The organism is Nonomuraea sp. PA05 (assembly GCF_008086045.1).
GTDB classification, from domain to species: Bacteria; Actinomycetota; Actinomycetes; order Streptosporangiales; family Streptosporangiaceae; genus Nonomuraea; species Nonomuraea monospora.
Genome location: NZ_VSEY01000005.1, coordinates 160197 through 178731, shown reverse-complemented (window position 1 = coordinate 178731; position 18535 = coordinate 160197). Strand labels below are relative to the sequence as shown.

The following is an 18535-nucleotide window of genomic DNA, read 5'->3' as shown; positions in this document are numbered from 1 at the left end:
GAGCAGGGTACGGGCCCCCTGGCCCGGCCGTCCACTCCGAGGATCACACGAGGAGCGCGACCCCGGCCAGGGACGTGGCCGCGATGATCGCCGTCGCGATGCCGCCCAGCAGCGCCGCCCGGCCGCCCCGCACGAGTCTGCGCACGTCGATGCCGGTGCCGAGGCCGAACAGGGCGGCGGCCATCAGCACGTTCGTCGTGCCGGGCAGCGCGGCCGTCACCGCCTCGGGCACCAGGCCGGTGCTGCGCACGGCCACCATCGCCAGGAACGCCGCCACGAACAGCGGCACCACCGGCAGCCGCTTCCCGCCCTGGGGTTGCGCGGCGGCTGGTACCGGACGCTCCCCATGCTCGGCCCGCGCGGTCACCCGGCGCCTCCGGTACGTCGTCAGCGCCACGAGCGGGGCCAGCAGGATCACCCGGCCGAGCTTGACCGTCACGGCCGCCGCCAGCACACCCGAGGCGGCGCCGATCGCGGCCACCTGCGCCACCTCGTGCACGGCCGCACCCGTCCACACGGCGAGCTGTCCAGGTGACAGGCCGATGGCGGAGGCCAGCAGGGGGATGAACGCGATGGCCGCGGTCCCGTACAGCACCACGACGCCGAGCGCGCTCGCGGCGGCCTCGTCGTCGTCCGGCAGGTCCGTGCTCTCGCGCATCGCCGCGATGGCCGCCGCGCCGCAGACGGCCACGCCTGTGGCGATGAGCAGGGACGTGCCGGGGCTCACGCCCAGCCTGCGGCCGATCGGCGGCGTCACCGCGAACGTCAGGCCCGTCGCGACCGCCACGACGGCCAGGCTCTGCCAGCCGAGCGCCAGCACCTGGGGCACCGCGATCTGCAGGCCCAGCAGGGCGATCGCCACGCGCAGGACCCGCCTGGACACGAACGCCAGGCCCGGTCTGAGCCGGTCGCCGACACCCGCCACGCTCGCCACGGCCGCGCCGGCGGCCACGGCCAGGACGGCGGGGGTCACGGCTGGGACGAGCCGGTTGACGAGCGTCGCGCACACCACCGCCGCGGCCGTCACGGCCAGGCCAGGCCCGAGCAGAGCGGCCTGCGCCCTGACCCGCGCCACCCACCGGCCGCCCGCCTCGCCAGAGACCGCCGACCGGGCGCTGAGGCTGGGAAGGCGTGCCCATCGGGTCGCGCCGGGCGCGGGAGGGTGGGTCGTGCGGGAGCCGGGGCTGGGCGAGCTCGTGAGCATGATCTCAGTCTTCAGATCCCCGGAACCCCCCGGTAGCCACGCCTTGCCTGTGAGCCCATAGCCTGAGGCTATGACCGCGCTGCCCGACCTCGACTCCCTCAAGCTCCTGGTGGACGTGGGCGAATTGGGCAGCCTGGGCCGGGCAGCCAGGGCGGCGGGGATCGCGCAGCCGTCCGCCAGCAAGCGCATCGCCCTGCTGGAGCGCCGCCTCGGCCTCCCCTTGCTGGAGCGCACTCCCCGCGGCTCGACCCTCACCGCCGAGGGCAAGATGGTGGCCGGCTGGGCCACGCAGGTGCTGGCGGCGGCGCAGGAGCTGATGCGCGCCGCCCAGGCGGTGCGCCTGAGTGAGGCCGCGCACCTGCGGGTGGCGTCGAGCATGACGGTGGCCGAGTATCTGGTGCCGCGCTGGCTGGGGGAGTTGCAGCATCGCGAGCCCGAGGTGCAGGTGGGGCTGGACGTGGTCAACTCGGCGGACGTCGCGGCCAGGGTGCTGGCCGGGGAGGTGGAGCTGGGGTTCGTCGAGGGGCCGACCGTGCCGGACGGGCTGGATGTGCGGGTCGTCGGGACGGACCGGCTGGTGGTCGTGGTGGCGCCGGCGCATCCGTGGGCGCGCCGCCGTACCGCGTTGAGGGGACCTGAGCTGGCCGCTACGCCGCTCGTCGTGCGGGAGCCCGGCTCTGGCACGCGCGAGACGCTCGACGTGGCGTTCGCGGCGATGCAGCGGGCCGTGCCGCGGCTGGAGCTGGGGTCGAACTCGGCGGTGAAGGGGGCGGCGCAGGCCGGGGTGGCGCCCGCGGTGCTGAGCGGGTACGCGGTCGAGTCGGACGTGGCCACGGGGCGGCTGGCGGAGGTGCCGCTGACCGGGGTGAACCTGGTGCGCAGCCTGCGCGCGGTGTGGCGCCGAGGCCGGCCGCTGACCGGCCCGGCGGCCACGCTGCTGGCCATCGCGAGCCGTCCCTAGATCCCTGGTTGAGGAGGGGCCGAGCGGGTCGTAGGGTGCCAGGGTGGCTTCGTATGACGTGGTCGTGGCGGGCGGCGGGCACAACGGGCTGGTCGCGGCGGCCTACCTGGCCGGCGCCGGCCGCCGGGTGCTGGTGCTGGAGCGGTACGCGCACGCCGGCGGCCTGGCGATCTCCGCGCGGCCGTTCCCCGGCGTGGACGTGCGCCTGTCGCGCTACTCCTACCTGGTGAGCCTGCTCCCCACCAGGATCGTCCGCGACCTGGGCCTGGACCTGGAGCTGCGCCGCCGCCGCTACGCCTCCTACACCCCCAGGGCAGCCACGGGCCTGCTGGTCGACCACGAGGACGACCTGCGCACGGCGGCCTCGTTCAGGAACGTCACGGGCGGCGAGGCCGACCACGAGGCGTGGCGCCGCTTCTACGGCATGACGGCCGGGGTGGCCGAGGCGCTGGCCCCGACGCTGCTCGAACCGCTGCGCCCTCAGGCCGAGATCGAGCGGCTGGTCGGGGCGGAGGCGTGGCGTGACCTGTTCGCGCGCCCGATCGGCGAGGTGGTGGACGAGCGGTTCGCGGACGACACGGTGCGCGGCGTCGTGCTGACCGACGCGCTGATCGGCACGTTCGCGGATCCCGCCACGGACCTGCTGGCCAACCGGTGTTTCCTGTACCACGTGATCGGCGACGGCACCGGCGACTGGAACGTCCCGGTGGGCGGCATGGGCGCGGTGTCGGGTGCGCTGGAGGCGGCGGCCAGGAGGGCGGGCGCCGAGATCAGGACGGGGGCCGAGATCGTCGGCGTCTCGCCGTCTGGCGAGGTGACGTTCGTGGCGGAGGACGGCGAGCACACGGTGACCGGCGGCCACGTGCTGGTGAACCTGCCGCCGGCGGTGCTCGACCGGCTGATGGGGCGGCCGGCGACGGTGCCGGAGGGAGCGCAGCTCAAGGTCAACATGGTGCTGACGCGGCTGCCCCGGCTGAAGGACTCGGAAGTGGACCCGGTGGCGGCCTTCAGCGGGACGTTCCACATCAACGAGGGGCGCGACCAGCTCGCGGCGGCGTACGAGCAGGCGGCCGGCGGCATGATCCCCGAGCTGCCGCCCGCCGAGGTCTACTGCCACTCGCTGACCGACGCGTCCATCCTGGGCCCTGAGCTGAGGGGCAGGGCCGAGACGATGACGCTGTTCGGCTTGCACATGCCCGCCCGCCTCTTCCGCGACGACCCGGAGCAGGCGCGCAAGCAGGCGCTGGAGGCCACGTTCGCGTCGATGGACGCGGTGCTCGCGGAGCCGATCGAGGGCTGCCTGCTGGCCGCGCCCGACGGCACTCCCTGCGTCGAGGTGAAGACCCCGGTGGACCTGGAACGGGACGCGGGCCTGCCCGGCGGCCACATCTTCCACACCGACCTGAGCTGGCCGTACGCGGAGGCGGGCGGCTGGGGTGTGGAGACGGAGCACGAGCGGATCCTGATGTGCGGCGCGGGCGCCCGCCGGGGCGGCGGCGTCAGCGGCATCGGCGGCCACAACGCCGCCATGGCCCTGCTGCGGCCGGAGCCGGCTACTCGTCGGTGACGAGCTTGGCCGCGACCTCCAGGGCGACGTTCGCCCGCTCGGTCTCGTCCAGCTCCAGGTCGAACAGGAACGGCACGCTGCCGAGGATCACCGCGAACACCGCCAGCCTGGCCTCGAACTGCTTGACGGCGCCCGCTCCCGGCACGGACAGCACCGACAGCATGCCGATCATGCCCTGCTGCATGCGCTGCCCGGCGGCGTTGCCCTGCATGACGCCCTGGTTCACCTGGGCGAACTTGAACAGCGGCCGCCACTGGTCCTCCAGCAGCCCCGAGATGCGCCGCAGGATCTCCTGACGCGAACCGGCGGTCGGCGGCTGCTCCTTGGCCCAGGCCACCAGCTCGTCGATCGAGTCGCACAGCCGCTCGACCACGCTGGCGAGGATGTCCTCCTTCGTGCGGAAGTGGTAGTAGAGCGCCGGTCGGGTGATCTCCAGCCGCTCGGCCACCTCCTGCAGCGAGGTCTTGTCGTATCCGCGTTCGGCGAACAGCTCCAGCGCCACCTGCTGGATTCGCTCTCGTGTGTCCGTCCGCCGGCCCGCCATCGCGCTCCCATCACTTGACGGCCCATCGCATCATTGCTTACTTTCGCGTAAGTAAGCAATGCGATCGGCTTCCTGGAGGCAACACTATGGCGCATTCCTTCCCCGTTCCGCGTACCTGCCCGTTCGCCCCGCCCCCCGAGTACGAGGCCCTGCGCGAGGAGGCCTCGCTCGTCCGCGCCACCCTGCCCAGAGGCGAGGTGTGGCTGGTCACCAGGCACGCCGAGGCCCGGCAGGTGCTCAGCGGCGGCGGCATCAGCACCAGCCCGGCCACGCCGGGACACCCCGGCGAGGCCCTCCACGACGCGCCGTCGCCCGAGGAGGCGGCGGCCCTGGAACGGTTCATGACCGGCCACTTCATCGACCTGGACCCGCCCGAACACACCAGGTTCCGGCGGCTGCTCATCCCCGAGTTCACCGTCAGGCGGATGAAGGAGCTGCGGCCGGGGATCCAGGCGCTGGTGGACGGGCTCATCGACGACATGGTCGCGGCGGGCTCCGAGGCGGAGCTGGTGCAGGCGTTCGGGCTCGCCCTGCCCTCGCTGGTGATCTGCCAGCTCCTCGGCGTCCCGTACGACGAACGCGAGTTCTTCCAGTCGCGCACCAGGCGGATGCTCACCCCCGGCGAGGACTTCCACGCGGCCGCGTACGAGATCAGGGACTACCTCGACGGGCTCGTCACCAGCGCCGGGAAGGCCCCGCGGGACGACCTCCTGGGCCGGCTGATCACCGACGGGCGGCTCACGCACGACGAGCTGGTCGGCGTGATGTTCCTGCTGCTCGTCGCCGGCCACGAGACCACCGCGAACATGATCCCCCTGGCCGCCCTCACCCTCATGAAGCACCCCGGCCAGCTCGCCGCCCTGCGCGAGGACCCCGGCCGCTGGCCCATGGCGGTCGAGGAGCTGCTGCGCTACCACTCGATCGTGGACTGGGCGGCCTTCGACCGGGTCTCCGTGGCGGACCAGGAGATCGGCGGTCAGCTCGTCAGGAAGGGCGAGGGCATCTTCGTGCTCGGCGCCTCCGCCAACAGGGACGAGCGGGTGTTCGAGCGGCCCGACGAGTTCGACGTCGAGCGAGGCGCCCGCCACCACGTGGCCTTCGGCTACGGCGTCCACCAGTGCCTGGGGCAGAACCTGGCCCGCGCCGAGCTGGAGATCGCGCTCCGCACGCTGTTCGAACGCCTGCCCGGCCTGCGGCTCGCCGTGGCGGAGGAAGAGCTGCCCGCCAAGTACGATGGACCCATCTTCGGGCTCACCTCGATGCCCGTGGCGTGGTGAACCCTATGAATCTTCTGTGAGGTCGTTCATCACGTTCTCATGATGAACATCTAGCGTCTGTAAGTATGAGTGAGCCCGCACGGTTGCTGGTAGTGGACGACGAGCCCGCGTTGCGCGAGGCTCTGCAGTCGAGCCTCGAGTTCGAGGGCTACAAGGTCGTCACGGCGAACGACGGGCAACAGGCGCTCGACGCCCTCGCAGCGGAGACGTACGACGCGGTGCTGCTCGACGTCATGATGCCCAGGCTCGACGGGCTGACCGCGTGCCGCAGGCTGCGCGGGTCGGGCAACCACGTGCCGGTGCTCATGCTCACGGCCCGCGACGCGGTCGGCGACCGGGTGTCCGGGCTCGACGCGGGGGCCGACGACTACCTCGTCAAGCCGTTCGAGCTGGACGAGCTGCTGGCCAGGGTCAGGGCGCTGCTGCGGCGGGGCGCGCTGAGCACGGGCAACCCGGAGGGCGACACGCTCTCGTACGGCGACCTGCACATGGACCCGGCGACCAGGGAGGTCACGCGCGGCGACCGCAGGCTCGACCTGACCAGGACCGAGTACCTGCTGATGGAGCTGTTCCTGGCGCATCCGCGTCAGGTGCTGACCAGGGACCAGATCCTCAGCGAGGTGTGGGGGTTCGACTTCGAGCCGACGTCCAACTCGCTCGACGTGTATGTCATGTACCTGCGGCGCAAGACGGAGGCCGGGGGCGAGCCGCGCGTGATCCACACCGTGCGCGGGGTGGGCTATGTCCTGCGGGCAACACAGTGAAAGGCGCCGGACTCGGCGCGAGCCTGCGCGGCCTGGCCACGCGGGGCACCCTGCGCACGCGGCTCACGCTCCTGGTCACGGTGGCGGTGGCGCTGGCCATCGCGACGTGCGCGGGAGCGTCCTACGTCATCCTGGAGAACCGGCTCATCGGCAACTTCGACCAGAGCATCCTGGAGTCGCTGCGCGGCGGCGACAAGGGCTTCATGGAGCGCAACTGCACGCCGAACGGCGCGCGGGGGCCGTTCCTCGACGGCTTGGCGACTTTACTGTACGCCGACGGCACCACCTGCTCGATCGGCCCGTCACCGATCGTGCCCGACTACGACAAGGACGCGCAGGCCTTCGAGCCGTGTGAGCCCGTCTACCGCTACGGCCACACGGCCGACGGCAAGGACGTGCGTGTGGTGACGATCAACTTCAAGCCCGGTGTGGCGGTCATGGAGGCCAGACCGGTCGGCTACATCCAGCGCACGCTGCGCAACGCGGGGCTCATGCTCGGGGGCGTCTCCGTGCTCGGCGTGCTCGGCGCTGCCCTGGCGGGGCTCGCGATCTCCCGCTCCGCCCTGCGCCCGGTCGGCGACCTGACCAGGGCGGTCGAACACATCGCGCAGACCGAGGACCTCGACACGCGCATCCCCGTCCAGGGCAACGACGAGATCGCCCGCCTGTCCTCCTCCTTCAACGCCATGACAGCCGCCCTCGCCGGATCGAGGGAACGCCAGAAACAGCTCGTCGCCGACGCCGGCCACGAGCTGCGAACACCCTTGACCACCCTGCGCACCAACATCGACCTGCTGCTGCGCAGCGAGCAGACGGGCCGCAGCCTCGACCCGGGCGCCAAGGAGCGCCTGCTGGTCAACGTGAAGGCGCAGTTCGCCGAGCTGTCCACGCTGGTGGCCGACCTGCTGCAACTGGCCAGGGGCGACACCGACCACGAGCCGCACGTCGAGCTGGGCTTCCACGAGGTGGTCACGGCCGCCGTCGAGCGTGCCCGGCTGCGCGGCGCAGAGGTGGTCACGGACCTCAGCCCCTGGTACGTCGTGGGCAGCGCCACGTCCCTGGAACGTGCCGTGCTGAACCTCATCGACAACGCCGCCAAGTTCAGCCCGCCTGGCGCCCAGGTCGAGGTGAAGCTGCGCGACGGCCGCCTGACCGTCCGCGACCACGGCCCAGGCCTGCCCGAGGAGGAGCTGCCGCACGTCTTCGAGCGGTTCTGGCGCTCGCCGTCGGCGCGCGGCCTGCCCGGCTCGGGGCTGGGGCTGGCGATCGTGGCCCAGGCGGTCACGGAGGCCGGGGGCAGCGTGCGGCTGGCGAACGCCCCGGACGGCGGCGCCATCGCCACGCTGGAGGTGCCGGGAACTCTCATCCGTAACTCAGAATCGGATAAGTCGCCTTAAAGACCCGAAAAGTGTCCTTAGCTGCATGGAGACAACAGCAGTGCGGACACGCCTGGTCGAGGTGGTCGTCCCGGTCTACAACGAGCAGCGGGCGTTGCGCGCCAGCATCACCCGGCTGCAGACCTACCTCACCAGGAACTTCCCCTACGGCTTCCGCATCACGATCGCCGACAACGCCAGCACGGACAACACCTGGCAGCTCGCCTCCGAGCTGGCCAGGGAACTGCCGCACGTGCGGGCCGTGCACCTGGAAGAGAAGGGCCGCGGCCGGGCGCTGCGCAGGGTGTGGTCGCAGAGCGAGGCCGACGTCGTCAGCTACATGGACGTGGACCTGTCCACCGACCTCGACGCGTTCCTGCCGCTGGTGGCTCCGCTGCTGTCCGGCCACAGCGACCTGGCCATCGGCACCCGCCTGGCCCGCGCGGCGCGGGTCGAGCGGGGGCCCAAGCGGGAGTTCATCTCCCGCTCCTACAACCTGCTGCTCCGTTTCGGCATGGGGGCCGGGTTCTCGGACGCGCAGTGCGGCTTCAAGGCCGTGCGTACGGAGATCGCCCAGGCTCTGTTGCCCGGTGTCGAGGACGAACAGTGGTTCTTCGACACCGAGCTGCTGCTCCTGGCCGAGCGCCACGGGCTGCGCATCCACGAGGTCCCCGTGGACTGGGTGGACGACCCGGACAGCCGGGTGGACATCGTCCAGACCGCCCTCGACGACCTGCGCGGAATGCTGCGCGTCGGCCGCAGGACGGTGTCCGGAGCCGCCCGCATCCCCGTGCCCGCCAGGGTCGAACGGGCCGAGCTGCCGAAGGGCATGGCCAGGCAACTGCCGAGGTTCGCGGTCGTCGGCGTGATCAGCACGCTGGCCTACCTGGTGCTGTACTCGCTGCTGCGCCAGGTCGTGCCGCCCCTCGCGGCCAACGCGGTCGCGCTGCTCGTCACCGCCGTGGCCAACACCGCCGCCAACCGCCGCTTCACCTTCGGCGTGAAGGGCTCGGGCGGGGCCATGCGGCACCAGTTCGAAGGGCTGATCGCCTTCCTCGTCGGGCTGGCGCTCACCTCGGGCAGCCTCGCGCTGCTGCCCGCCGGGGTCTCCCACGGGGTGGAGCTGGCCGCCGTCATCGTCGCCAACGCCGCCGCCACGCTCGTCCGCTTCCTGCTGCTGCGCGCGTGGGTCTTCAACCCGAAGCGGGGGGCCACCCGATGACCGTCACCGCGATCAGGCCCGGTCACCGGGCCGCCGGCGGGCGCGGCGCGCTCGCCCGCGCCTTCCTCGGCGCCCACGGCGACCCGCGCTGGTCGCGCCCCGCCATGTGGGCGGTGCTCGTCGTGGCGTTCGTCCTGTACGCGTGGGCGCTCAGCGGCAACGCCAACGAGTACTACGCCGCCGCCATCCTGTCGGGCACCAAGAGCTGGAAGGCGTTCTTCTTCGGCGCCATCGACGCAGGCTCCTTCATCACCGTGGACAAGCCGCCGCTGGCGCTGTGGGTGATGGGCCTGTCGGCGCGGATCTTCGGCTACGGCACCTGGAGCATGCTGCTGCCGCAGGCGCTCGCCGGGGTGGCCGCCATCGGGCTGGTGCACTCGGCCGTGCGGCGCGCGTTCGCGTCCTGCTCCGGGGCGGCCGGGCACGTCGCCGCGCTGGTCGCCGCCGTCGTCATGACGCTCACCCCCATCACCGTGGCCATCAACCGGGACAACAACCCCGACACCGTGCTCGTGCTGCTGCTCGTGCTGTCGGCGTGGTTCTGCCTGGAGGCGCTGCGCACCGGGCGGATGCGGTCGCTGCTGCTGGCGGCGTTCTTCGTGGGGCTCGGGTTCAACGCCAAGATGTTGCAGGCGTACCTGGTGGTGCCGGCGCTCGCGCTGGCGTACCTGGTGTGCGCGGGCGTGCCGTGGCTCAGGCGGGTGGGGCACCTGCTGGCGGCCGGGGTCGTGCTGGTGGTGTCCAGCGCGTGGTGGATGGTGATCACCGACCTGTGGCCGGAGGACTCCCGCCCCTACGTCGGCGGCTCCACCGACAACACCGTCTGGGACCTGGTGATCGGCTACAACGGCCTGGGCCGCGTCTTCGGCCAGGGCCGGGGCAACGGCGGCGGGGGCGGCGGGGGCGGCGGCTTCGGCGGGGAGCCGGGGGCCGGGCGGCTGTTCAACGACATCCTGGCCGGGCAGATCTCGTGGCTGCTGCCGTTCTGCGTGGTGGCGCTGGCCTTCGCGATCCTGCTGCGGGTGCGGCGGCTGAACGCCGACGGGCCCTCGGGGGCGGCCTGGCTGGTGTGGGGTGGATGGCTGGCCGTGCACTACGTGGTGTTCAGCTTCTCCAGCGGCACCTTCCACCCGTACTACACGACCGCCATGGCTCCGGCGGTGGCCGCGCTGGCCGGGATGGGGTTCGTGGTGATGTGGGAGGCGTACCGGCGGTCGCGGGCGTGGGCCTGGGTGCTGCCGGTGGCGGTGGCGCTGACCGGCGGCTGGTCGTTCGTGGTGCTGCGGCGCACGCCTGACTGGCTGCCGTGGCTGGCCTGGGTCGTGCTCGGGGCGACCCTGGTGGCCGTGGTGGTGCTCGTGCTGGCGCGGCTGCGGGCGCGGGTGGCGGTGCGGATCGCGGCGGTCGCGCTGGTGGCCGCCGTCGTCGCGGGGCTGGCCGGGCCCGCCGCGTACGCGGTGACGCCGCTGCAGTCGCAGGTCAACGGGTCGAACCCGACCGCCGGGCCGTCGTCCGGGCGGATGGGCTTCGGCGGTGGGCCTGGAGGGACGCGGGGGCGGATGCCCGCCGGCTTCCCCGGTGGTGACGACCAGCAGAACGCGCAGCCTGGCTCCGGAGGTGGCGGACGGTCCGGATTCGGAGGGCGTGGTGGCCCCGGCGGCGGCGTGAGCGACGCGATGGGCACGTACCTGGAGGCCAACCAGGGCAGCGCCACGTGGCTGGTCGCGGTGAGCAGCGCCCAGCAGGCCTCCGGCCTGATCCTGTCCACCGGCAAGCCCGTGATCGCCATGGGCGGCTTCACCGGCAGCGACCCCGCCATGACCGTGGACCGCCTCCAGTCGCTCATCTCCTCGGGACAGCTCCGGTACGTCCTGTCCGGCAGCGGCGGCGGCCCCGGCGGTCGCGGCGACTCGGAGGTGACGAGCTGGGTGCAGCAGAACTGCGCGGCCGTGGACGGTCAGGAGGGGCTCTACGACTGCGCCGGATAGGGCTACGGCCGGGTCGAGGCGCTGCGCGGCGAGGACTTCAGCCTGGGGATGGGCGAGGTGGTCGCGCTGATCGGCGACAACGGAGCGGGCAAGTCCACGCCGGCGAAGATCCTCTTGGGGGTCGAGCGGCCAGCGGGACGTCCAGAAGGTGCTTCGCAAGGCGGGTTGCTGACGAGCGGATCGGCGGTAACGTAACGCGGCATGGGGGTGCGGAACGAGCTGGGCGCGGGCCCGGGGGCGGCGGCGCACGTCCCGCACTGGCGTGCGCCCACGGAGGTCGAGCACGGCCTGTACGAGGCCAAGGCCCGCGGCGACTGGCCCGCGTACTTCGACGTCCTCGCCAGGGCGAGGCTCTATCACGCGATGACGCGGGCCCAGGCCGACGCCCGGCAGGACTGGGTCACCTTCAACCCCGTCCGCTGGGACCAGCGGCACGGCGTGCTGAGCCTGGTCTTCCTCACCGACGGGATGTTGCCCGCACCCGTGCCCGACCCGGTCTACTTCCTGACCGACCTGGCCGCCCTCGTCCACGACTGGCCCAGCGACGACGAGTGGTTCGCCGTCGACCCGGGCAGCCCGTGCGAGGCGTACTTCCCCGCGACGGCCGCGCACCGGCAGGTGTGGCGGTGGCACGCCGAGCGCGCGACCGCCCCGAGCCGCCCGCGGCTGCGCACCCTGTGGGCGGGCGGCCCGCTGCACGGCGCGGTCGCGCACGGGCTCGCGTGCGGGGCGCTGCTGTGCGTCAGCAACGGCTCCCTGTGGAACGCGATGGGCTGGCACGGCACCGGCTACGTCCGCGAGCGCAGGCGCCTGCGGGAGTGGTGGGACATCACCACCAGGGAGGGCTGGGCGAGCGCGCTGGAGTCGCTGCTCGCCGGCGAGATGAGCAGCCCGGTCTGGGGCTTCGTGCTGGGCGTGCGGCGCAGCCTGGCCCTCGACTTCGGCGGCGCCGTCGAGATGGACCACTGGCGGCACACGACCTCGCGCGTGCTGCGCGGCCGCGCGGCGCAGAGCGCCGACCCGCCGGACAACGCCGAGATCGAGGCGCAGGTCGCCGGGGCGCAGCGGCTCATCGGGCGCATCGCCAGGTACGAGGCGCGCTTCCGCGCCGACGGCCTGCTCGCCGAGGGCAGGTTCGTCCAGTCCGTGGAGGCGTGGGACTACGGGCGGGCCTCGAAGATGGCCCGCTGGGGTCTCGGCGCCCGCTTCTGCACCGTGGAGGAGGCCGAGCGGGCGGTGCTGCGCGCGGGGCGGGTCAGCCGGATCGGCTACCGCTCGTGGGAGGACTTCTCGGCCGGCTACGTCCTGGGCCGGTGCCTGCACTTCGACGAGGAGGAGTTCGGCGACTGGTACGGCGAGATGCTCACCGCGCACCGCATCCTGACGACGGACCCGGACAGCCCCTGGCGCAACATCCCGTTCAAGAACCCTTAGGCGGGCAGCGCCGCCAGGAGGAAGGCGAGGCGGGCGGCGGCGGACTCGACGTCCTCCGAGGTGCCCAGGCGGTAGCCCCACGAGGTGATGAAGGCGCCCTCGTCGGAGCAGGTCACGGTCTCCGCGAGGGTGGTGGAGAAGCGGTTGCGGACCGATACGTACGCCGGATCGCTGGACAGCGCGAGGCTCTGCACGGCCAGGTCGGCGTGACGACCGGCATGCCAGGCGAACCGCTCGAGGCAGAGCGCGGTATCAAGCATCATGCGTCACCTCCGCAACGTCTCGCGGTCAGAATTGCACGATCTTGCGGTAGGTGGCAAGCAATTGCTGCGATTAATGTGGAGTTTGTTTCCGGAAATCGCGAAGAATGCGGATGATGACCTCCCGGCCGTCCTCCTCGAAATCGGCTACTTTGGCATAATTGTCAAAAGCCTGGACATAGAACGCGATGTCATCCGGTTCCCGCAGGACCAGGTCCTTCGTCATCGTGGCCACGCCCACCATGGCCTCGTTGTAGATCCAGAAACCGTTGATCGGCGCGGAGGGCAGCTCCCTGCCGAAGGGGATCACGCCGAACTCCACGTTCGGCAGCGTGCTGACCGCCAGCAGCCGGTCGAGCTGGCCGCGCATCACCTCCGGCGGGGCCAGCGCGGTGTGCAGCGCGGCCTCCGGCACCACGAACCTGAACGTGCGGTTGCGGTCGTAGAGGATCTCCTGGCGCTGCATCCGCACCCGCACCGCCGCGTCGATCTGGTCGGCGGCGCTGTAGAGGCGCTTGACCTTGCGGAAGACGTGCCGGGCGTACTCGGAGGTCTGCAGCAGGCCCATGATGATGCCCGGCTCGAAGGCGCGGAACAGCTTCGTGCGCGCCTCCAGGTCGCGCATGTCCTCCTGAATGGCGGCCAGGCCGCTGCGGTAGCGCTGCTTCCAGCTGTCGTGCCGCTCCTGGAGGGCGAGGGTCTGCCGGATCAGCTCGTCGGTCGTGCCGGGCGGGGCGTTGACGGCCTGCGCCCAGCCCACCACGTCGTCCTCGGTCGCCGTCTGCCGGGCGTTCTCCAGCCTGGAGACCTTGGACGGCTGCCAGCGCAGCCGTTCGGCCAGCTCCTTGCCCGACAGGTGGGCGGCCTCGCGCAGCCCGCGCAACTGGCTGCCGAGATCGATGCGCGCCTGCTGAAACGACGTCACGCCGCAAGAGGCTAGCCTCGCGGGCGCCGATCAAGCCAGGGCCTGTCGCAATTGTGATCAACCGGTTGCCGTCGGTGTTCCCCCGCTGCTCGGGAAAGCGGTTGCTGGGGCGGTGCCGGCGTCCATCAGCACCCGGCGGGCGATCTCGGTGATGAGCTCGCGGGGGACCTCGACGGCGGCCTCCCCGTCGAGGACGTCGCGCAGGTCCGCGAGCGCCTCCGCGTCGGTGACCTTGAGACCCTGCACGACGATGGTGCCGCGGTCGGTCTCGTAGAGGGTGGGACAGGCGCCTGCCTCCGAGGTGGAGCCGAGGAACCGCATGCGCATGACGATCCTTCCCCGAAACATTGCGTGCAATTGCGCGCAATTGTACGTCGCGAGGCGTCGCCTGTGATCGCCCTTCCGTAAAACGTGATATGAGCCTTCCCTTTTAGTCGAGTGCCCCCTTCATGAACTCCTGCGCCCGCTCGAACAGCCCCAGCGTCGCCGCGTGCAGCAGGTCGCCGATGTCCTTGGGCGCCTTGCCGGCGAACGCCCTGGCGTGGGTGCCCTCCAGCACGATGCCGAGCTTGAAGCAGGCCATGACCGCGTACCAGTCGATGGCCGACAGGTCCCGCTCCGACAGCGCCGCGTAGTACGCGACCAGCTCGCGCGGCGGCGGCAGGCCCGGCACGTGGTCGTTGCCGGACGGCCACATGGCCAGCAGCCAGCCCAGATCCACCAGCGGATCGCCGATCGTGCACATCTCCCAGTCGACGATCGCGGCCACCCGGGGGCCGTCGGGGGCGAACATGAGGTTCGCGAAGTGGTAGTCGCCGTGCATGACGCCCGGCGTGAACGTGCGCGGCAGGTGGCGGGTCAGCCAGTCGGCCGTCTCCCGCAGTCCGGGGATGTCGGGCCCGGGATAGCCGTCCAGCTCGCCGTAGGAGTCGAGCTCCTTGAGCCAGCGCGGCACCTGCCGCTCCAGGAAGCCCTCCGGCCGCCCGAACCCGGGCAGCACGGCCGGATCGATCCGTCCCAGCTCGGCCAGCGCCGCGGCGGCCTCCAGCCCCATCCGGTGCCTGATCGCCGGGTCGGACGCGTGCGGCTCCGGCAGCCCCGTCGAGGGGTTGAACCCGTCGACCGGCTCCATCAGGTAGAACACCGGCTCCCGCTCGGTCTGCGCGGCCACCAGCCTGGGCGCGGGCACGGGCGTGTCGCGCAGCGCCGCCAGCACCCGCGCCTCACGCCGCAGCACCTCGTTGCTCTTGCGGCGGGTGTGCAGGGGAGGGCGGCGCAAGATGTACGGCCGGCCGCCGCGCTCGAAGCGGACCATGACGTTCTGCGTGCCGCCCAGGACCGGCGCAGTGTCCGTGATCGGACCGCCCGGCAGCCCCTCGGCGTCCATCCACGCGGCGAGCTCCTCGAAGTCGACGGCCCCGACGTCGATGTGGGTGGAGGTCATGTACCGCCCCTCTACAGAACGATGTTCTAGAGCCCGACCCTACGAGAGCGCCGCACGCACGGTCAACCCAGCGCCTGCATGAACGGCAGATACTGGCACGACCGCTCGCCCGGCAGCTCCCCGCCGCGCACCATCATCGACACCTGCCACGGGCTGCCGACGCCGTGCTCGCCCGCCCACGCCACCATCGACTCCCTGGACAGGTCGAAGTCCATCCGCACCTCGCCGCCCGCGTGCAGCGCCAGATCGCCGATCAGCGCCCTGGCCGTCGCCTCGTCCCGCGCCACGACCGGGCCGATCACCGTGTTGTCGTCGTTGCGCCAGCAGTGACCGAAACCGCCCTCCGCGACGCGCACCTGCTCGCCGAACCCGAACATCCGCCGCAACGCCGCCGACCGGTCCGTGCCGAACAACTCCGCGTCCAGCTGCAGGATGCCGTCGAGATCCGCCTCCGTGGCCGGACGGGTGCGGCCCGACGGCTCGCCGCGGAAGACGCCCGTGTGCTTGGCGGCCCGGCCGACCACCCGGAAGCCGAGCCGCTCGTACAGGGGGCGGCCCAGCTCCGTGGCGTACAACGAGACCGTGCGCCCGCCCGCCTGCTCCAGCACGTGCTCCATCAGGCGGCGGCCCAGCCCCTGCCGCTCGTACCTCGCCGCCGTCAGCACCATGCTGATCACGGCGTGGTCGTCGCCGTAACGGGTCAGGACGTTCGTCGCGGCCAGGCCGTCGCCGTCGGGGGCGTCGATGCCGTACGGCTCGCCGATCTCGAACAGCAGGCCCCACTTGTGCCGCTCGGGCAGCCAGCCGCGGTCCTTGGCCAGGCGGGTGCAGGCGTCGAGATCATCCCAGGTGAGGAGTCGCACGTTCATGACAGGCATTCTTGTGCATGAACGACAGTGCTCATGAACGACAGTGCTGACGAAGGAGGCACATGAGGTACGTCGCGGCGATCGACGTCGGTGGCACCACGATGAAGGGCGGGTTCGTCACCCGGGACGGGACGATCCACGCGTTCGAGCGCCGCCCCACCCCGCGCGCCGACGGCCCGTCCGCCGTCGTCGCCGCCGTCTCCGCCTTCGTCGCCGACCTCGCCCGCCCCCGCGACGGCATGCGCCCCCTCGCGGTGGGGCTCGCCGTGCCCGGCCTGGTCACTCCCACCCACGCCGTCTTCTCCGCCGCGTTCGGCTGGCGGGACGTGCCCGCCTCCGCGTTCGCGGCCGGCGTGTCCGTGCCGGTCGCGCTCGGGCATGACGTACGGTCCGCCGGGGAGGCGGAGCTCGCCTGCGGGGACGGCGGGCGGGACGCGCTGTACCTGCCCATCGGGACGGGCATCGCGGGCGCCGTGGTGCTGTCAGGGGAGCTGTACGGGGGCGCGGGCGGATGGGCCGGGCAGATCGGGCACATCCCGGTGAGCCCCGGCGGGGTGGCCTGCGGGTGCGGGCAGCGGGGCTGCCTGGCCGCGTACGCGTCCGGAGGAGCGCTCGCGGCGCGGTGCGGGGTGGACGACGCCGAACAGGTGCTGCGGCGCTTCCTGGACGGGGACGCGCGGGCTGCCGAGGTGTGGGGTGAGGCCGTGGAGGCGCTCGCCCTGGCGCTGGCCACCTACACGCTGCTGCTCGACCCGGCGGCCGTGGTGATCGGGGGCGGGGTGTCGCAGGCCGGTGAGGCGCTGCTCGCGCCGCTGCGGGCCGCGTTGGCGGGGCGGCTGGCCTTCCGGCGGGCGCCGGAGGTGCGGGCGTCGTCGCTCGGTGCTCTGGCGGGGCTCATGGGGGCGGGGCTGCTGGGGTGGCGGGCGGTGCCAGGTGCGTCGGGACGTCCGTGAGGCAGGCGCGCAGCTCTTCGCCCAGCGCCTTCGCCTGGGGGTCCATGCGGGGACTGGCGGCCACGCCTCTGCCGAGCAGGCCGTGGATGACGAAGTTCAGTGCCTTGAGGTTGGGGAGGTCGTGGCGGTCTATGCGGTAGGGGGTCAGGGCTGGGAGGAGGTGTTTCAGGGTTTCGGGGGTGAGGTGGGTGGACAGCCAGTCGTAGCGGGCTGTCGTGTCGGTCCAGACGCCAAGGTTGGCGTTGCCGCCCTTGTCTCCTGAGCGGGCGCCTGCGATGCGGCCCAGGGGGATCGTGGTGGTGGCGGGCTGGTCGAGTGGCTGGGCGTCGTTCGCAGGCGCCGGACTCCGCCGTACGTCGTCCCACCGACGCGGCGCTGGAAGGGGCGCCGCGCCCGCGCCGGCCGGCACCGCGCCCGCTGCGCTTGCTGCGCCCGCTTCGCCTGCCGTGTTCTCGGCGGTCGCCGCGTTCGGCCGTGGGGCCGGGAGCTCGTTGCCGTCGACGAACACCCGGGGACGCACCTCCGACGCCGGGACCAGCACCGGCCAGTACACCCCGTACGGCGAGCCGTTGCCGGGCGGGGAGAGGCCGTAGAAGCCCGGGTAGCTGGCCAGCCCCGTCTCCACCACGGCGGCCGAGAAGGCCCGCCCCACCCGGCGCTCGTCCGCCGACATCACCGTGATCCGCAACAGCCCGGAGTCCGTGAGCGTGACGTCCACGTCGTCGAACGACTCGCGCGGGATCCGCGCCCACAGCGCCTCCTGCGCCACCCGCGCCTTGGCGGCCACGTCCAGCCCCGTCAGGACGAGCGTCATCGTGTTGCGGTAACCACCGAGGTAGTTCACGGCCACCTTCATCGTGCCGGGCGGCGGCTCACCGCGCACCCCCGAGATCAGCACCCGATCGGGCCCGTCCTCCGTCAGGGTGATGGTGTCGAAGCGGGCCACCACGTCCGGGCCCAGGTAGCGCGGCCCGCCCAGCTCGTACACGAGCTGCGCCGTGACCGTCCCGACCGAGACCAGCCCGCCGGTGCCCGGGTGCTTGGTGATGACGGACGAGCCGTCCGCGCGCAGCTCGGCGAGGGGGAAGCCGCAGTGGGCCAGGTCCGGCACGTCCTGGAAGAACGCGTAGTTGCCGCCCGTCGCCTGGCAGCCGCACTCGATGACGTGCCCCGCCACCACCGAGCCCGCCAGCGGGTCGAGGTCGTCGGCGCTCCACCCGTACCGCCAGATGCCGGGCCCCGTCACCAGGGCGGCGTCCGTGACGCGGCCGGTCACCACGACGTCCGCGCCCGCCGCCAGCGCGGCGGCGATGGGCCGGCCGCCGAGGTAGGCGTTGGCGGTCAGCGGGGTGGCGGTGAGATGCTCGCCGGTGTCGGCGTTGACGAGCGGGAACGGGTGGCCGGTGAGGTCGTCGCCGGTGACGTGCGCGATGGAGGGGGACAGGCCGAGGCGGCCGGCCAGCTCGTGCACGGCCGCCGCGCAGCCGGCCGGGTCGAGGCCGCCCGCGTTCGTCACGATCTTGATGCCTCTGTCGAGGCAGGGGCCCAGGACGTCCTCGAGTTGACGCAGGAACGTCGGCGCGTAGCCGGGGCGGCCCTTGAGCCGGTTGCCGGCCAGGATGAGCATCGTCAGCTCGGCCAGCCAGTCGCCGGTGAGCACGTCGATCGGGCCGCCCTCGACCATCTCCCTGGCGGCGGAGAGCCGGTCGCCGTAGAAGCCGCTGCAGTTCGCGACGCGCAGCACCAT

Annotated in this window: 18 protein-coding genes; 10 read left to right on the top strand and 8 right to left on the bottom strand. The window is 72.5% G+C overall.

Going from position 1 to position 18535, the window contains the following annotated elements; all coding sequences use genetic code 11:
* Nucleotides 1-43: 43 nt before the first annotated feature.
* The gene (locus tag FXF51_RS09965; RefSeq protein WP_222871222.1) at nucleotides 44-1204 is read right to left on the bottom strand and encodes a YeiH family protein; all 1161 of its coding nucleotides are present in this window, start codon (nucleotides 1202-1204) and stop codon (nucleotides 44-46) included.
* Between the two features lie 70 nt (nucleotides 1205-1274).
* Here FXF51_RS09965 and FXF51_RS09960 point away from each other — a divergent pair, with 70 nt between their 5' ends.
* Nucleotides 1275-2165, top strand: coding sequence for a LysR family transcriptional regulator (locus FXF51_RS09960; protein WP_148433985.1), 891 nt, complete (start codon nucleotides 1275-1277; stop codon nucleotides 2163-2165).
* Between the two features lie 43 nt (nucleotides 2166-2208).
* Nucleotides 2209-3732, top strand: coding sequence for a phytoene desaturase family protein (locus FXF51_RS09955; RefSeq protein ID WP_148433984.1), 1524 nt, complete (start codon nucleotides 2209-2211; stop codon nucleotides 3730-3732).
* On the opposite strand, the gene FXF51_RS09950 is transcribed toward FXF51_RS09955, so the two are convergent.
* Nucleotides 3719-4276: a TetR/AcrR family transcriptional regulator gene (locus FXF51_RS09950; RefSeq protein ID WP_148433983.1), complete on the bottom strand. Its 558-nt coding sequence runs from the start codon at nucleotides 4274-4276 to the stop codon at nucleotides 3719-3721. The genes FXF51_RS09955 and FXF51_RS09950 overlap by 14 nt on opposite strands.
* A gap of 86 nt (nucleotides 4277-4362) precedes the next feature.
* Between FXF51_RS09950 and FXF51_RS09945 the strand changes: the two genes are divergently transcribed.
* The 7 genes from FXF51_RS09945 to FXF51_RS09915 all read left to right on the top strand — a co-directional run bounded on the left by FXF51_RS09945 (nucleotide 4363) and on the right by FXF51_RS09915 (nucleotide 12337).
* Complete coding sequence (locus FXF51_RS09945; RefSeq protein ID WP_148433982.1) at nucleotides 4363-5553, top strand: cytochrome P450; 1191 nt, start codon at nucleotides 4363-4365, stop codon at nucleotides 5551-5553.
* Nucleotides 5554-5618: 65 nt separating this feature from the next.
* Nucleotides 5619-6317 carry a response regulator transcription factor gene (locus FXF51_RS09940; RefSeq protein WP_148433981.1) on the top strand — a complete coding sequence of 233 codons (699 nt, stop codon included), beginning with the start codon at nucleotides 5619-5621 and terminating at the stop codon, nucleotides 6315-6317.
* Nucleotides 6314-7714, top strand: coding sequence for a sensor histidine kinase (locus FXF51_RS09935; RefSeq protein ID WP_262379388.1), 1401 nt, complete (start codon nucleotides 6314-6316; stop codon nucleotides 7712-7714). The genes FXF51_RS09940 and FXF51_RS09935 overlap by 4 nt, the downstream gene beginning before the upstream one ends.
* Nucleotides 7715-7739: 25 nt before the next feature.
* Nucleotides 7740-8915: a bifunctional glycosyltransferase family 2/GtrA family protein gene (locus FXF51_RS09930; protein ID WP_148433980.1), complete on the top strand. Its 1176-nt coding sequence runs from the start codon at nucleotides 7740-7742 to the stop codon at nucleotides 8913-8915.
* Nucleotides 8912-10903, top strand: a complete 1992-nt coding sequence (locus FXF51_RS09925) for an ArnT family glycosyltransferase (RefSeq protein WP_148433979.1) — start codon at nucleotides 8912-8914, stop codon at nucleotides 10901-10903. The genes FXF51_RS09930 and FXF51_RS09925 overlap by 4 nt, the downstream gene beginning before the upstream one ends.
* Nucleotides 10904-10924: 21 nt before the next feature.
* Nucleotides 10925-11098, top strand: coding sequence for an ATP-binding cassette domain-containing protein (locus FXF51_RS63425; RefSeq protein ID WP_148434146.1), 174 nt, complete (start codon nucleotides 10925-10927; stop codon nucleotides 11096-11098).
* A 6-nt stretch (nucleotides 11099-11104) separates the two neighbouring features.
* Nucleotides 11105-12337, top strand: coding sequence for a DUF1266 domain-containing protein (locus tag FXF51_RS09915; protein WP_148433978.1), 1233 nt, complete (start codon nucleotides 11105-11107; stop codon nucleotides 12335-12337).
* Here the strand turns inward: FXF51_RS09915 and FXF51_RS09910 are convergent.
* The 5 genes from FXF51_RS09910 to FXF51_RS09890 all read right to left on the bottom strand — a co-directional run bounded on the left by FXF51_RS09910 (nucleotide 12334) and on the right by FXF51_RS09890 (nucleotide 15835).
* Nucleotides 12334-12600 carry a hypothetical protein gene (locus FXF51_RS09910; protein ID WP_148433977.1) on the bottom strand — a complete coding sequence of 89 codons (267 nt, stop codon included), beginning with the start codon at nucleotides 12598-12600 and terminating at the stop codon, nucleotides 12334-12336. The genes FXF51_RS09915 and FXF51_RS09910 overlap by 4 nt on opposite strands.
* Nucleotides 12601-12670: 70 nt before the next feature.
* The gene (locus FXF51_RS09905) at nucleotides 12671-13522 is read right to left on the bottom strand and encodes a helix-turn-helix domain-containing protein (protein ID WP_148433976.1); all 852 of its coding nucleotides are present in this window, start codon (nucleotides 13520-13522) and stop codon (nucleotides 12671-12673) included.
* Nucleotides 13523-13579: 57 nt separating this feature from the next.
* Nucleotides 13580-13849, bottom strand: a complete 270-nt coding sequence (locus FXF51_RS09900) for a hypothetical protein (protein WP_148433975.1) — start codon at nucleotides 13847-13849, stop codon at nucleotides 13580-13582.
* Between the two features lie 103 nt (nucleotides 13850-13952).
* Entirely contained in the window at nucleotides 13953-14966 is a 1014-nt protein-coding gene (locus tag FXF51_RS09895; RefSeq protein ID WP_148433974.1) for a phosphotransferase family protein, read from the bottom strand.
* Nucleotides 14967-15028: 62 nt separating this feature from the next.
* Nucleotides 15029-15835, bottom strand: a complete 807-nt coding sequence (locus tag FXF51_RS09890) for a GNAT family N-acetyltransferase (RefSeq protein ID WP_222871221.1) — start codon at nucleotides 15833-15835, stop codon at nucleotides 15029-15031.
* Between the two features lie 62 nt (nucleotides 15836-15897).
* Between FXF51_RS09890 and FXF51_RS09885 the strand changes: the two genes are divergently transcribed.
* Complete coding sequence (locus FXF51_RS09885; RefSeq protein WP_148433972.1) at nucleotides 15898-16788, top strand: ROK family protein; 891 nt, start codon at nucleotides 15898-15900, stop codon at nucleotides 16786-16788.
* Here the strand turns inward: FXF51_RS09885 and FXF51_RS09880 are convergent.
* Nucleotides 16730-18535, bottom strand: a complete 1806-nt coding sequence (locus FXF51_RS09880; RefSeq protein ID WP_148433971.1) for an acyclic terpene utilization AtuA family protein — start codon at nucleotides 18533-18535, stop codon at nucleotides 16730-16732. The genes FXF51_RS09885 and FXF51_RS09880 overlap by 59 nt on opposite strands.